Origin of the sequence: Ignavigranum ruoffiae, from assembly GCF_023195815.2 — a bacterium.
GTDB lineage: Bacteria > Bacillota > Bacilli > Lactobacillales > Aerococcaceae > Ignavigranum > Ignavigranum ruoffiae.
Window position 1 is genome coordinate 930,613 of sequence record NZ_CP096206.2, and the last position, 14,342, is coordinate 944,954.

At 39.4% G+C, this 14,342-nt stretch carries 12 protein-coding genes; 7 read left to right on the top strand and 5 right to left on the bottom strand.

Annotated elements, in window-relative coordinates:
• Positions 1 to 16 precede the first annotated feature (16 nt).
• Positions 17 to 718: a hypothetical protein gene (locus tag M0R79_RS04465; RefSeq protein ID WP_248416205.1), complete on the top strand. Its 702-nt coding sequence runs from the start codon at positions 17 to 19 to the stop codon at positions 716 to 718.
• On the opposite strand, the gene M0R79_RS04470 is transcribed toward M0R79_RS04465, so the two are convergent.
• Positions 703 to 1,251 carry a GNAT family N-acetyltransferase gene (locus M0R79_RS04470; RefSeq protein WP_248416203.1) on the bottom strand — a complete coding sequence of 183 codons (549 nt, stop codon included), beginning with the start codon at positions 1,249 to 1,251 and terminating at the stop codon, positions 703 to 705. The two genes, M0R79_RS04465 and M0R79_RS04470, sit on opposite strands and share 16 nt — an antisense overlap.
• Positions 1,252 to 1,387: 136 nt before the next feature.
• Here M0R79_RS04470 and M0R79_RS04475 point away from each other — a divergent pair, with 136 nt between their 5' ends.
• The 3 genes from M0R79_RS04475 to M0R79_RS04485 all read left to right on the top strand — a co-directional run bounded on the left by M0R79_RS04475 (position 1,388) and on the right by M0R79_RS04485 (position 5,991).
• Complete coding sequence (locus M0R79_RS04475) at positions 1,388 to 2,935, top strand: hypothetical protein (RefSeq protein ID WP_248416201.1); 1,548 nt, start codon at positions 1,388 to 1,390, stop codon at positions 2,933 to 2,935.
• A 372-nt stretch (positions 2,936 to 3,307) separates the two neighbouring features.
• Positions 3,308 to 4,873: a glutamate/gamma-aminobutyrate family transporter YjeM gene (gene yjeM / locus M0R79_RS04480; RefSeq protein ID WP_092569937.1), complete on the top strand. Its 1,566-nt coding sequence runs from the start codon at positions 3,308 to 3,310 to the stop codon at positions 4,871 to 4,873.
• 32 nt (positions 4,874 to 4,905) lie between these two features.
• Positions 4,906 to 5,991, top strand: coding sequence for a M42 family metallopeptidase (locus tag M0R79_RS04485; RefSeq protein WP_248416199.1), 1,086 nt, complete (start codon positions 4,906 to 4,908; stop codon positions 5,989 to 5,991).
• Positions 5,992 to 6,500: 509 nt separating this feature from the next.
• Here M0R79_RS04485 and M0R79_RS04490 read toward each other — a convergent pair.
• The 4 genes from M0R79_RS04490 to M0R79_RS04505 all read right to left on the bottom strand — a co-directional run bounded on the left by M0R79_RS04490 (position 6,501) and on the right by M0R79_RS04505 (position 12,061).
• Complete coding sequence (locus M0R79_RS04490; protein ID WP_248416197.1) at positions 6,501 to 7,994, bottom strand: aldehyde dehydrogenase family protein; 1,494 nt, start codon at positions 7,992 to 7,994, stop codon at positions 6,501 to 6,503.
• Between the two features lie 377 nt (positions 7,995 to 8,371).
• Positions 8,372 to 9,832 carry an FAD/NAD(P)-binding protein gene (locus M0R79_RS04495; protein WP_248416196.1) on the bottom strand — a complete coding sequence of 487 codons (1,461 nt, stop codon included), beginning with the start codon at positions 9,830 to 9,832 and terminating at the stop codon, positions 8,372 to 8,374.
• 72 nt (positions 9,833 to 9,904) lie between these two features.
• Positions 9,905 to 11,245, bottom strand: a complete 1,341-nt coding sequence (brnQ, locus tag M0R79_RS04500; RefSeq protein WP_248416194.1) for a branched-chain amino acid transport system II carrier protein — start codon at positions 11,243 to 11,245, stop codon at positions 9,905 to 9,907.
• Positions 11,246 to 11,248: 3 nt separating this feature from the next.
• Positions 11,249 to 12,061, bottom strand: a complete 813-nt coding sequence (locus tag M0R79_RS04505; RefSeq protein ID WP_259561145.1) for an NRDE family protein — start codon at positions 12,059 to 12,061, stop codon at positions 11,249 to 11,251.
• Between the two features lie 193 nt (positions 12,062 to 12,254).
• Between M0R79_RS04505 and M0R79_RS04510 the strand changes: the two genes are divergently transcribed.
• The 3 genes from M0R79_RS04510 (at position 12,255) to M0R79_RS04520 (ending at position 14,274) form a co-directional block, all read left to right on the top strand.
• The gene (locus tag M0R79_RS04510) at positions 12,255 to 12,854 is read left to right on the top strand and encodes an ECF transporter S component (protein WP_092569924.1); all 600 of its coding nucleotides are present in this window, start codon (positions 12,255 to 12,257) and stop codon (positions 12,852 to 12,854) included.
• A 193-nt stretch (positions 12,855 to 13,047) separates the two neighbouring features.
• Positions 13,048 to 13,722 (top strand): TVP38/TMEM64 family protein, encoded by a 675-nt coding sequence (locus M0R79_RS04515; protein ID WP_248416190.1) that lies wholly within the window; start codon positions 13,048 to 13,050, stop codon positions 13,720 to 13,722.
• Positions 13,723 to 13,731: 9 nt separating this feature from the next.
• Positions 13,732 to 14,274: a GNAT family N-acetyltransferase gene (locus M0R79_RS04520; protein ID WP_248416188.1), complete on the top strand. Its 543-nt coding sequence runs from the start codon at positions 13,732 to 13,734 to the stop codon at positions 14,272 to 14,274.
• The last annotated feature ends 68 nt before the right edge of the window (positions 14,275 to 14,342 follow it).

Sequence of the window (14,342 nt, forward strand, 5' to 3'; positions counted from 1 at the left end):
GAAAGGAAAACACACCATGAAGCTAGCGAATTTCTTTCTGACCATTGCTTTTCCCTTTATGTTGTCGCTTAATTTTGACTATTGGCATCCGCAGAATTATGGCGGTCCAACAGTCTTGAGTCAAGAACCGGTGGTCATTCATCAGCCAATCTATCCTAGCTCTTATCCGCAGCCCTATGGTCAAGATCATTTAATGTTTCAGGGCTTACCTTTGAATTATCAGCCTAAGCGCCAAGTTTTTAAGGCAGAGGGCCAAGCGTTAGGTTATCCGGCCAATAGTCTGTATATTAACGGGGTGACTTTCCCATTCCAAGATATGTCCGGTAATAGCGGGAAAGGGACCGACTTTGATCATTTGAACCAAGCCTTAGCTAGCAATCAAGTGGTTAAAGTAGGCCAGCATGGCATGAACAGCTTCTTTGGTCATTATTATGATCTTTCGAATTCAGGACCTTTTCAACCCTTGGTCGCTCAAGATTTGCTCCATGAGGGGAGTCAGGTAATCTTGACCGATCGCGAAGGACTCAGTAAGGGTTATGAAATTACCCAAATATTAAATATTAACGTTGAAGAAGCAGATCATCATTTTTATGGTCGTTATTCGATACCTGAACTGATTTATCAGGGTAATCAAGAAGATATGATTTATATTCAATACTGTCGTTGGGATATTGAATTAGGGATGTTAATCAGTCATTTTGGTTATCGTATCTTTTGATGGGTGGAATCTTGAAAGGAAATAATGGGTTGATCTGAGGCCAAAGCTTTACTTAGGATATGAATATCTAACCACTGATCAAATTTATAGCCGACGCGCGCCAAGAATCCTGAGCGAATAAATCCATTTTTCTCGTGGAATTTGAGACTGCCATAATTGGAAGCCTCGACAATTGAGATTAGGTTGCTAATGCCTCGATCTTGTAGGTCGTTTTCTAATGCTGATAATAGTAACTGGCCATATCCTTTGCCACGTATGGTTCGGTCTAGATATAGACTCATTTCAGCGGTCGAAGCATAGGCCTGGCGTTCACGGAATCGTCTTGCATAAGCGTAGCCAATAATCTGGCCATCTATTTCACCGACGAGGTAAGGATAGTTAGTTAAAGTATGCAGAATTCTGTGCTCAATCTCAGCTAAAGAGGGGGTCACTGTTTCAAATGTGACCGTGCTCTGGCTCACATAAGGTTGATAGATTTCAAGAATCGCTGCAGCATCACTTTTCTGGGCTGTTCGAATGAATAGTTCAGACATAATTCACCTCATTATAATTGTCAGATAGGCTAAATGTATCGTACAATCTTAGAGATAACAATAATAAACTTATAAAAAATAACTGTGAAATTTTTAATCGTGTTGATACTTTTTTAGATTATTTTAGGAGGGCGCTATGACTGAAAAAGACATTCGCAAGAAAATTTACATCGTCATTATTATTCTCATTTTATTGGTCGGGGGCTATGTAATTAGCCGTCCTTATCTGCCAACGGTTGAAAAGAAATATCAAGAATTCAATCAAGCCATGCAACGTATTTTTAACCCTCAACCTGAAAGTAGCGAACAAAGTCAAGAAACCAGTCCAGAACTTACCAGCCAAAGCGAGTCGCCAGAACACAGTGAAACAACGGAAGTTACTAGCCAGCAAAGTAGTGAGGAAACGTCCGAAGAAACGACGACCAGTACTGAACAAAAGCTTTCCCTAGCCTTACAAGATTATGTAGAACTCGAATTTAAAGGAATCGATCAGATGGGGGAAGTCTCTGCTCGTTTAGATAAAGCTAAACTTGAAAGTGTCTTAAGTGAATATGAATGGCCAAGTAGTGTTGATGAGATTAGCGACCAGATTCATTTCCAAGTGAACCCAGATAAAGATTTAGCAAATCAAGACCGGATTAAAGTCTCTTTGACTCAAGGCCTGCCTAATATTTTTAAGAATGATTATTTCTATGCGACGGTCAAGGGCCTTAAAGTCCAACCTAAATTCAGCCAAGAAGATTTGAAAAAAGCGATAGAAATTAGCTATCAAGGTTTCTCTGGCACAGGAAAAGCTGTGCTAGAAAGTCATTTCCAAGCTCCGTTTGAGGATTTAGAAGTTTACCTGACCGACGATAGTCAGAATCTGAAGAATGGCGATCAAATTACTATTGCCTTGACCCAACCTTCACTGAAACTGCTTGAAGACCAAGACTATCTTGTAGAAAATGAAGGCAAGATAAGTTATACTGTCGCAGGTCTAGAAGAACCAGAAACCTTAAGCCTAGAAACATTGAATCGCCATGTGGTAGTCAATTTTGTCGGGACTTCAGGAGTCGGGCAAGCTCGAATTGATACCACTTTCCAACCACCTTATAGTAATTTTCTTAACAAAGAAGCCTTTGAAGTCGAGAATAACGGAGCGATACGCAATAACGATGTGGTAAAAATTAAGATTAAACCAGAAATCCTGGAAAAGATGAAAGAAGCAGGCTTACTTGTCGAAGAACAAGGTCAGATTGAACGTCAAGCTCAGAACATGCTTCAAGTCGCCGAACAATTTAAAGACCTCAAAGATTGGCAAAATCTGATTAAGAAAATCGATGAAAAGATTAAACAAAAATATCCAGATACCCTATTTGGTGCCTATGAAATCAAAGCGGAACGTTACTATTACCGTCCTTATCATACAGCCAACGATCTGCTAGAATTAGAAAATGTGACTCAAGACGGAACTATTGTCGGCGTATATACAATTACTTCATATGACCGCGACAAGAAACAAGTCCGTGATACAGAAACAGAAGTCTTCGGTTTTACCGATTTATTTGTAAATGATGAAAATCAATTAACGAGCGATAAATATACCGAATATTCTTATAAATATGATAATACATATACTATCGACTCTGTCTTTCAAATTTTAGAAGGCTATAATTTTAAGGCGGTTAAGTTAAAAGATTAAAATACAACACAATAATTTAAGTAAACTGTCCTTGCTTAGGTGAAATCTTAGGCGAGGGCAGCTTTCTTTATGAATTTAAGCCTATAAAGTGCATTATTGTCATTGATTGACTGAAAAATGACCAACTGTTTGAATATTAAAAGCAAATAAAAAATATATTTATTTCAAATATAATGAGAAGATTATAATATTGTATTTTAAAAGAAGCTTAAGGATATAAGATTCTATTTGTAAAATCTAAAGCCATTCTAATAATACAGATGAGAAAGAAAGAATATAACAGTTTAGCTCATGAATTTATTAACAGATTCCAATTAATATTTTGGAAGCGCTTGCTATACTATGCTTACAACAGAAAAAGGAGAGGTGTATATGGAAAAAGGCAAGAAGAAAATGGGTGTCATGGCCTTAATTCTGATGATCTTCACATCAGTTTATGGCTTTACCAATATGACCCGATCGTTTTATATGATGGGATATTCTTCGATTCCCTGGTTCATATTGGCTGGCTTGTTATTCTTTATCCCTTATGCATTTATTGTTGCGGAATTTGGAGCCGCTTTCAAAGATTCTGAAGGGGGAATTTATACCTGGATGGCTAAATCATCTGGGCCAAAATTCGCTTTTATGGGGACTTTTCTTTGGTATGCTGCTTATGTCGTTTGGTTAGTTGGGGTAGGTTCTGGTTTCTGGATTATTCTATCGCATGCAGTCTTTGGGGTTGACCGGCTACAAGATCTTAACCTGTTTGGCTTAGGTCCAGTTAAATCTCTAGGTATCTTAGGTTTATCAATGCTTCTACTACTCAGCTTCCTTTCAACAAAGGGAACCGATCGAATTAAGAAAATTGCATCAATCGGTGGTACGGCAGTCATCGGTTTAAATGCCTTCCTATGGATTGGATCTTTATTAGTGCTTATCTTAAATAAGGGACAATTCTTAGAGCCTGTTACAGTCGAAGGATTCTTTGTTTCTCCTAACGCTGATTTCCTAGGCATTATTCCTATCCTTTCATTCGTCGTGAATGCTGTCTTCTCTTATGGGGGACTAGAAGTAGTCGGTGGTGTAATCGATGAAACCGAAAATCCTGAGAAGACATTCCCGAGAGCAATTATGCTTTCATCTGTAGTAATTATTATTATGTATTCTGTCGGAATTCTTCTCTTTGGTGCCGTAACTAACTGGAATTTCGCATACGGCGCTAATGGTTATTCTGATGTTCCAATTACCTTAGGTAACCATGCTTACTTAACTATGAATCATTTAGGATATCAAATCGGACAAGCTTTGAACCTTTCTGAAGGTATTTCTCGTGCTATTGGATTAAACGTGGCGCGTTTTATGGGAATTAGTATGTTCTTTGGTATGCTAGGTGCCTTCTTTACCTTAGTGTTCTCACCACTTAAACAACTTATTGGTGGAACTCCGAAAGAATTATGGCCAGAATCATGGACGGTTAAGAAAGATGGTATCTACATCAATGCGGTTAAGTGGCAAACATTCATTGTTTGTGTGATCTTCGGTATCGTAGCATTTGGTGGCGATGATGCTAAACAATTCTTTGAAATTATGTTGGCCATGAGTAATGTGGCAATGACCGTACCTAACATGTTTATTGCCTATTCATTTATCAAATTTAAAGAAAATGATGCTATTGCAAAACCATTCTCAATGTTCAAGAGCAATGGTCAGGCTAAACTAGCCGTTTATATTGTATGTGCGCTTGTGGGGCTGTCAAATGTCTTTACGATTATTAAACCAGCTATCGTCAATGGCGATTGGTTGACTACTATTATGAGTGTAGCTGGTCCAGTATTCTTTGCAGTCTTAGGTAATATTTTCTATTCTAGAGCTCAAGGACGCATTCGTACTACAGGACAGGGCGAAGTAGGAGAAATTGAAATTGAAACTTTAGCCCACGATATTGAACCTAAATAAAGAAAATATATAGAATATAGAAGGGTGATATTATGGAATTGAATATGGATATGTTGAAGGATTTAACTCAAGTCAGAGGGATTGCCGGCAATGAAGGGCAAGTCCGTAAAGTCTTCAAACAATATGCAGAAGATTACAGTGAAGAATTTCTTGAAGATGGTCTAGGTGGAATCTTTGCTAAACATGTTGGCAAAGAAGATGGACCTCGCTTATTAATTGCTGGTCACCTAGATGAAGTCGGCTTTATGGTTAAAAGAATCACTGACGAAGGTTTCTTGACATTCCAAACGATCGGCGGTTGGTGGAGCCAAGTTGTCTTAGCACAACAAGTTGAAATCACAACTCGTCAATGCAAAGTTTTCCATGGGGTAACAGGATCTAAACCTCCTCATGTCTTAACGCCTGAAGCACGTAAAAAACCAATTGATATGGACGACATCTTTATCGATATTGGTGCAACTTCTAAAGACCAAGTTCTTGAATGGGGCATTCGTCAAGGTGATATGATCACCCCATATATCGAAACCCGTCGAATGAATGAAGACTCACCATTCTTGTTAGCTAAGGCTTGGGATAACCGTATCGGCATGGCTGTAGCGATTGAAGCTTTAAAATTTGCTAAAGAACAAGGTCACCAATCCGTGTTATTCTCTGGAGCCAATGCTCAAGAAGAAATCGGCCTTCGTGGGGCTAAAGTTGCTCCTAACTTAATTAAACCGGATATTGCCATCGCCGTCGATACAGGAGCTGCTGGCGATACTCCAGGAATGACCGCCAAAGAAGCTGACTCTAAATTAGGTAAAGGACCTCAAATCATGGTTTATGATGCAACTATGGTTGGTCATAAGGGCTTACGCGAATTTATCACTGATATTGCCGACGAAGCTAATATTCCATATCAATTTGCCTTCATGCCTGGTGGCGGAACTGATGCTGGTTCATTCCATATTGCTCAAACTGGTATTCCTTCAATCTGTATTGCCGTACCTGTTCGCTACTTACATTGCCATACTACAGTAATTCACGAAGATGATTACAAATACACCGTTCAATTAGTGAATAAGATTATTGAAAAACTAGACACTGCCGCTCTCGAAGAAATTCGTAAAAACGCTTAATCGTCTTTAATTAGAAATCCCCATCTACTGGTCAACAAGTGACGAGTGGATGGGGATTTTGTTTCGCACAATTAATTAATCGGTCAGAGGAGTTACATTTTTTAAACAAAAACGAATCAGTGTACATCGCAAGAAAGAAGAAGATCCCCGTAGCTTACATTGCCTTAAACATTCATGGCTTAGGCAATGTCTAGGGGATCTAGTCCGGAAAAACGTAAGTGTTTTGAAGGACGGTCTCAAGTTATTTCGCTCAGTTAACAAAAAATAAGGCTTGCTATGGGCCGGTTAAATAAAAGAGAAAAGCATAGGTCTCTGCATGGATCAATACCCCTAGGACTAGCATACTTTACCCACATCATTCCCTTGAAGCCTTAGGCTTTTAGGGAATGAGTCGTAAAGTAAGTCTGGAGCTTATGATAATAAGCGGAAGACGGTGCCCAAGGGGTACAAGTCCATGCAAAAAGACCTAAGCAATAATTGCTTAGATCTTTTGATGAGTTTTATTGATCTTATAAATTATACAAACCAGTTGTTTGATCAGAAATATCAATCATAATATTTTTAACTTGTGAATAAGCATCTAGGGCTAGTTTATGGGTTTCACGGCCGATACCGGATTTCTTGTAGCCACCAAATGGTGCACCTTCTGCCACATTATTGTAAGTATTAATCCAAACCCGGCCAGTTTCCATAGCTTGAGCCACTCGTAGAGCACGAGAAATATCCTTGGTATGAACCCCACCACCAAGACCGTATTCAGAATCATTGGCATAAGCAATGACTTCTTCTTCATCCTTAAATGGAATGACCACAACTACTGGACCAAAGATTTCTTCTTGAGCCACCCGCATATCATTAGTGACTCCAGTAATCAGGGTTGGTTCAGTATAGACTCCATTTTCAAGTGCGTCAGTGGTTAGACGATGGCCACCCGCAGCGATGGTTGCTCCTTCTTCTTTAGCAATTTCAATATATGAAAGTACTTTTTCACATTGGTTCTTATTGATTTGGGCACCAAGTTGAGTTGCAGGATCCCATGGCACACCTACCACGACTTTACCAAAGACTTCTTTAGCCCGTTCAACGAATTTATCATAGATACTTTCTTGTACGAAAGCACGTGAACCCGCACAGCACACTTGACCTTGATTGAAGAGGATACCCAGTAATAAGCTATCCATCGCTTTATCAAAATCTACATCCTCGAAGAAGATATTAGCCGATTTACCACCAAGTTCTAAGGTTGCTGGGATTAATTTCTCAGCCGCTTTCATTGCTACATGATATCCAACTTCGGTGGATCCAGTAAAGACAAGTTTAGTAAAGTCAGGGTGAGCCAAGACATATTCGCCAGCCTTAGAACCTGAACCGGTTACCACATTGACCACACCAGCAGGAATGATATCTTGACTTAAGCGCATCAATTCAAGAATAGATAGGGAAGTTGAACTAGATGGCTTAATAACGACCGTATCACCAGCAGCCAAGGCAGGGGCTAATTTCCAGGCAGCCATTAAGAATGGGAAGTTCCATGGAATAATTTGACCCACCACACCAAGTGGTTCTCTTTGAACAATCGAAATAATATTATTTCCGATTTGATTGACAGTGCCTTCTTCAGCTAAGATGACTCCGGCAAAATATCTAAAATGTTCTGCTGCTAGAGGAATATCAATGGCTGAAGTTTCACGAATTGGCTTACCATTATCCATGGTTTCAACCAAGGCTAGATGATCCGCATTTTGATCAATCACATCAGCAATTTTGTTTAATAAGTCAGCCCGTTCTTGTTTAGTATATTTCTTATAGGATTCAAAGGCAGCTTGAGCCGCTTTGACTGCTTTATCAACATCTTGTTCACTGGCTTCAGCGAAACGAGCGAGAACGGATCCATCACTTGGAGAAGTTGATTCTCGCGTTTTGCCAGCTTCCGCTGGTACAAACTCACTATTAATAAATAGACCATATTCTTCTAACAAATTTAATTCAGGTTTTTGATACATTTGTTTATTCTTCCTTTCCACAAACCAATACCTTGGTCAAAACAACTAGACTAATAATACCTCATATTTTTAAATAATCAAGCACTTTGCTTACAATATGTCGCATTAATTAATGAATTTTGCTTATTATAACCCTAAGTTTATGTTATCATGTGGCGTTGCTTCAATTTAGAAATATCTGTAAAAGAAGATAAAAAGACTGAAGGGTCTATTCTAATGACTCCCTAGTGTTGAATCTTTGGCGCTATTTTAGGGGGACATTTTCACTCGGCGTAACAATCCTGATTAAAGTTAGCAATAATTTTAATGGGCTAGATTGTCACCGAATATGAGAGACCATCAGTCTTTATTTAACAAGAATTTTGTATTGATAGAAGTTAATTATTTTGGGCTTGAATATAATCCAAGACCATATTCTTTCCATGACGGGCAGTCATTTGGGCGTTATTATTACCAAATTGGGTCTGATGAATTACCAAACCAGAAAGGGAGATCTGGCGAATTTCGCCATAACGTGGACTAATTGGATGAGCACCTGGCCAAGTAATTTGGATGCCGCCTAAGGGATTCTGCATAATAATTTCTTGCTCTAGAAGATCCTTGATTAAAGGGACTTGTTGTCCAGCTTTAACTAAATTCTGTTCAAAGCCAGTCGCATTGATGACCGTATCCATCCGGTATTGCAAACCATCGCGAGTAGTAATTTGAAATTGACCAGTATCCGTTGGTTGAATTTGATCGATATGACTGATGATTTGCAGTCGACCTTGATCAAACCATTTCAAAATTAGGGACATCTTACTGTCAGGGAATTGTGTACGATAATGTTCAAAGAGACGTTTGTACTTCTGATGGAATAATTGACGGTCAGCTGGACTTAAAGCCATGTTTAAATCCGGTAAGTAGGCGGTCAGTAGGCCCACATATCTTTGCATAATTTGTAAATCAATCGGTTTTTGTTGAATTTGATAACGAACATCTTGAACCGATCCATTCTGATACTTCTCGACAGAAGCCAACAAGTCCACTTGGTTCTGGGCCATATCAGCTTGAATTTGGTCAAAAATAACCTTTAAAGGAATCTGTCCTTGATGACGTTCCTTTTGTTCGGATATCCATTGCTCATCAATTGACAAGGCAATGGGCTCGGGGTACAGCCGACTCTTCACGTTAGTAAAAGGGGAGTAACGGATAAAGAAACGCACCGGATGATTGAAATGATAGTGTTCTTGCAAATAATGCATGATGTCAATCCCAGTGAGTGAAGAGCCAATGATACCGACTTTATGACTCGGATCAATTTGATTCAACGTTTGGCTGACTGGATAGGGATTATGAATATAATGATCATGACCTAATAAGTTATAGTGGTCGGCGTAAGGTGGATGACCGATGGTCAGGAAGACCCAGTCATATTCTTGACCTTGGGCTTGTTGATCGGTGTAGAGCATGAAGTGGTTATCATCCTTGATTCTAATCTGTTTAACTTCTTGATGATACCAGGTCACTGCTTCTTGATCTAAGTATGGGCGATACTTCTCATTGACATATTGACCAAAGATTGGACGGGGGACGAAATCATCCTTAACATATTCTGGATGATGAGTTGCCAACCATTCCATAAACTCATCAGGATTCGCTTCATTAAGACTCAAGCGTTTAGAATATGAATTCATTAATAACAACAAATCATCAGACTGATAAGCAAAGCCAACAGCAATTTGCTCTCTAGGTTCATAAACGTCTACTTGATCTTCTTCGGTTAAGGCATTCAAATCATATAAATGCTTCAAAACCGAAGAACCGGAGATTCCCATTCCTACGATTGCCAGTTTCATAAGTCACTTCCTTAAATATAATCATTCTAAATTATACCATTTTTTCGAACAAAGATAAACCAGGCTCAGGATTTAACGGTGTTTTCGACTAAAGATGAGACCTAATAAGATTCCAAGTAGAGCGGGTAAAGTCCAGCCAAGTCCGAGGTTAAAGAAAGGGAGAAATTGTTCAGCAAAGGACAACAAGGATTGATAAAGTGGATTAGCAAGTAACCAAGAAAATTCCATCACTTTCAAACTATCGAAGATTGCTGCGAAACCGGTCAAGACCATGGCCCATTGGAAGACTAAATGATCAAGAGGCCGAAAAGCAGAGATAATGCTTAATAGAATCAAGACAATCGCCAGCGGATAGATAAACATTAAGACCGGCAGTGAAAGGGAAATAATCATATTTAAGCCAAAATTAGAAAAGAGCGTCGGCAGGATCGTTGCGATTAAAAGACAAGACGCGTATGAAAGACGCGGAAACATATCGACAAAGGTTTCAGAAAATGCAGTTAACAAACCGATACTGGTTTTAAAGCAAGCAATCAGAACGGTCAAGCCGAGTAAGAGTAGGCCAATATCGCCTAAATAGTATTGAGCAATCATAGCTAAAGCTTGTCCACCATTGGCACTCGGTTGATCGACCAAAGCCATACTTTCTGCACCTAAACGGGCTAATAAGGTATATATAATCCCCATTAAACCCACACCGATTAAACCGGAAATAATAATATCGCGTGTCATGGTAACTTTATCGTGGATGCCTAATTCTTGTAGACTATGAACGACAATAATTCCGAAGGCCAGGGCAGCCAAAGCATCGAGTGTATTGTAACCTTCTATAAATCCTACTGTGATTGGTTGACTTTGATAGGCTTCTTGGACCGCTACTTGGGCAATTTCGGCTAAGGGATTGATAAAATTAAAGAGAAATAAACTACACAATAAAATTAACAAGGCGGGCGTTAAGACTTTGCCAATAATCGTTAAGAGATTTTTCGGTTTACGAGCAGCAAGCCAAGCTAATAGGAAGAATACAATTGAATACAGTGCTAATACTATTTTATTGGCAGCTGGACTGACAAAAGGAGCCACTGCAATTTCATAAGAAGTCGTTGCTAAGCGAGGAATCGCAAAGAAAGGTCCAATGACTAAATATAATAAGACTGTAAAAGCATAGGCGAAACGGCGGTTAACTTGGTTGGCGAGTTGAAAGACCGATTCGACATTGGAGACTGCCATGGCAATTATCCCCAAAAGCGGCAAACCAATTCCGGTAATCAAAAAGCCCAGATTAGTCAGCCAGACATTTGCTCCAGCTTCCTGGCCTAGAGTCACCGGGAAAATTAAATTGCCTGCCCCAAAAAATAGGCCAAATAGTAAGGAACCAATTAAGAGATAAGTGTTGTTTGTTTTATGCTTCATCGACTAGACCTTTCTAAATGTTGTCTGAAAACTTAAATGATGTTGATCTTTAACCCCTTGTGGAGTATATCGTCGTTCAGTCATCTGAACCTGTCCGAGTTGGTCGACAGTCATCATCGTCGTCCCGACCGTTCCAAAGCGATCATCCTCGATAAATAGGGAAGAAGCTTGATAGGCCCGTTGATAGCTAAATCGTTTAGGATGGGTTTTAAAATTAGGATGACGTTCCGTATTATGGAAATCCAATAGGCAAGCATCATGATTAAAGCCGGTGCTTGTTGTAGAATCTAAATGTTCGGATAGTATTCTCTTAGCTTGATAAGTTCTGAAATTAGACATATCATCGTCAGTATTGGAAAAGACATGCAGTCCTTGGCTGAGGACAACCACTTGATCCTGAACGTTGGAGTAGTAGTACAACCGTCCAAAATTGCCAAAAATCAGAAAATAGCCTTGATAATTATGGCGTTGACGGCGCAATTCAGTTAAATATTCATCTAAATCGGCTTCTTTTTCTAGGAAGTTCCGCACCAGATTTCCTCGACTTTGTGGTTGATCCACCATGCCTTGAGGTCGATTCGGATCATTGAGAATCGTGGCGAAATATCCTCCTGGAGTCACGCCTAACCATGTTCCCCATTGCTCGGTATCACGGCCAGCATAAATATGGGGAACATCCGGCCATTGGTGAATGGGTTGACTCTCTCGTTGATAGAATTCATCGCGATTTCCAATAAAGACGAAAGGGTAGTCCGCTTGAGGATTGATATTAAAACTTACGACACACATCTTAATAATCCTTTCTTGCTTACGCATCATTATTAGAAGATATTTTATCATAGATTTAGTTAAATTTAATCCACTTTGTCCAGATTCTTAACTTTATTAGATAAGCTTAATAGGTATTCACTTTTTCTAAGAAGGGATTCAGATAAAAGCCTTTACATAGCCCATCTTTAGGTATATAATCGAAAACAATATCAAAGTATTAGAATGTTTGGAGGATATCATGTCTACAAAATATGGTCATAAAGAAACACAAAAGATGACGATACTTGCCTTATTCGTTGCCATCCTAATTATTCAATCGTTCGTTCCTGGGCTAGGTTATATTCCTATTGGTCCGCTTCATGCCACGATTGTCCAGGTGACAGTAATTATTGGTGGGATCTTTTTTGGCATTAAAATGGGAGTAACCTTGGGAGCTGTTTGGGGAATTTTAAGTTTATTACGGTCCATCTTGACGCCAAATATTTTAACTCCTGTCATTATGAACCCCTTAATTTCAGTCTTACCAAGAATTCTGGTAGGTCTAATCGCGAGCTATGTCTTTATTCAATTGAACAAGAAAATGCCTGTAGCCTTAAGTGCCGCCGTTGCGGGTGCCCTAGGGTCCATTCTGAATACTATTTTGTTCCTGGGGGCAATCTATCTGTTCGCTGCCGAAACTTATGCCTCTGCCTTAAGCATTGATGTTAATGTTTTATTTAGTACTTTATTGGCGATTGTGGGAACTAATGGGGTTCCTGAAGCCTTGGTCAGTGGGGTATTAACGCCATTGATTGTTAGCCCAATTTATCAACGGGTGACTAGTCGTTTCGCATTTTAGATTATTAAAATCCTCGATGTAGGGTTGCTTGAAGCGCCAAGCCCACTACATTTCGATTAAACTCGTTGGCTTACAGCAATGAATCTTGCTGGGCCAACGAGTTTTTGGCATTCTAGAGCTCAGTCCTAAGTCTGATTGATTATTTATTTATAATCTTATAAACTGAATATATGAAGATGTTAGGGGGCTCACGATGATGAAAGAAGACACCATGCAAAAGCAAAGATGTTTCGCAGTTAATAGCCAGGCTCAGGAGGAGAAATATCTTAAATTCTTCCTCAAGCACAAGTGCATGGTCAAGTGGATTGCTTTAGCCGGACTGATTTTAACGATAGGTCTATTTACCTATCTTATTCGTCATAATTTATTTAATCGCCCCGAAGTATTCGAGCGCTTCTTAAGGCAACATAAAGGCTGGGGGCCCTTAGTTTATTTCTTCCTGTCATTCTTTAATACAGTCTATCCCATTATTCCAGGTGGCCTCGGCAATGTGGTGGGCTATTCGGTTTTCGGCCCCTTTTGGGGGTTTACCATTGCCTTTGGGGCTAACTTACTCGGTTCTACGGTGCTTTTCTTATTAGCGCGTAAATTTGGCAAGCCGATTCTTTTTGCTTTTTTTGACAAAGAGACGATTAATAAGTATATTGGGTATCTAGAGAAGAAATCTTTGGGCTGGTTCTTGGCGATTGTCTATGTTGTGCCAGGCTTACCTGATGATTTGTTCTCGATGTTAGTGGGGCTGAGCCCGATGTCTTTGGCTCGCTTTACCCAAATTCAGTTGATTTTCAAACCTTTAACCACCTTTTTATATATGGCTGGAATTAATAATCTTTTCTCTATCTTTTCGAATTTACTGGGTCAGTCTTAGGAGGCATCTATGTTTATTGATCGATTAGCTGGTGCTCAATCTGTCTTTGCGCCAGCCTTTGAAGCGTTATATCTTTCTGCCTTTCCGATAGAAGAAAGGAAACCCATCCCGATGCTATATCAACATCAGGCATCCGGACATTCAGAAATATATATTATTCGTAATCAAGACAATGTTTTTATGGGTTTAATGGTAACCTTATTCAATTATGAGACCCTGATTTTGGAATATTTAGCCATTGATCCTAATTATCGGGGACAAAATATTGGCGGTTGGGCTATCACTTGGTTGCAGGCTAGCTTCCCCAATCATCAAATCGTCCTTGAGATTGAACAAACTTTAATTCAGTCACCAGATTGGCAGATTCGTCAGCGTCGTCGCGAGTTCTATGAACGCCACCAATTCTATTTCTGTGATCAGACGATTCAATATTTCGATACCCGGCTAGAGTTAATGTCCAATCAACCCATCATTCATTATCAACAATATATTCAACCTTACCAATCGGTCTATGGACAGGATATTGGTCAGAAGATTTATTACTTGGATTGAGGTCCAAGTTTTTTTGTGATCTAAATATTTCGCTTTTTGGGGGCAAAAGCGCCTTATAATGAATAAAA

Excerpts from the sequence above, each read along its gene's own strand:
- M0R79_RS04465 (WP_248416205.1), top strand. The coding sequence starts at position 17 with ATGAAGCTAGCGAATTTCTTTCTGACCATTGCTTTTCCCTTTATGTTG.
- M0R79_RS04470 (WP_248416203.1), bottom strand. The coding sequence starts at position 1,251 with ATGTCTGAACTATTCATTCGAACAGCCCAGAAAAGTGATGCTGCAGCG.
- M0R79_RS04475 (WP_248416201.1), top strand. The coding sequence starts at position 1,388 with ATGACTGAAAAAGACATTCGCAAGAAAATTTACATCGTCATTATTATT.
- yjeM (WP_092569937.1), top strand. The coding sequence starts at position 3,308 with ATGGAAAAAGGCAAGAAGAAAATGGGTGTCATGGCCTTAATTCTGATG.
- M0R79_RS04485 (WP_248416199.1), top strand. The coding sequence starts at position 4,906 with ATGGAATTGAATATGGATATGTTGAAGGATTTAACTCAAGTCAGAGGG.
- M0R79_RS04490 (WP_248416197.1), bottom strand. The coding sequence starts at position 7,994 with ATGTATCAAAAACCTGAATTAAATTTGTTAGAAGAATATGGTCTATTT.
- M0R79_RS04495 (WP_248416196.1), bottom strand. The coding sequence starts at position 9,832 with ATGAAACTGGCAATCGTAGGAATGGGAATCTCCGGTTCTTCGGTTTTG.
- brnQ (WP_248416194.1), bottom strand. The coding sequence starts at position 11,245 with ATGAAGCATAAAACAAACAACACTTATCTCTTAATTGGTTCCTTACTA.
- M0R79_RS04505 (WP_259561145.1), bottom strand. The coding sequence starts at position 12,061 with ATGCGTAAGCAAGAAAGGATTATTAAGATGTGTGTCGTAAGTTTTAAT.
- M0R79_RS04510 (WP_092569924.1), top strand. The coding sequence starts at position 12,255 with ATGTCTACAAAATATGGTCATAAAGAAACACAAAAGATGACGATACTT.
- M0R79_RS04515 (WP_248416190.1), top strand. The coding sequence starts at position 13,048 with ATGATGAAAGAAGACACCATGCAAAAGCAAAGATGTTTCGCAGTTAAT.
- M0R79_RS04520 (WP_248416188.1), top strand. The coding sequence starts at position 13,732 with ATGTTTATTGATCGATTAGCTGGTGCTCAATCTGTCTTTGCGCCAGCC.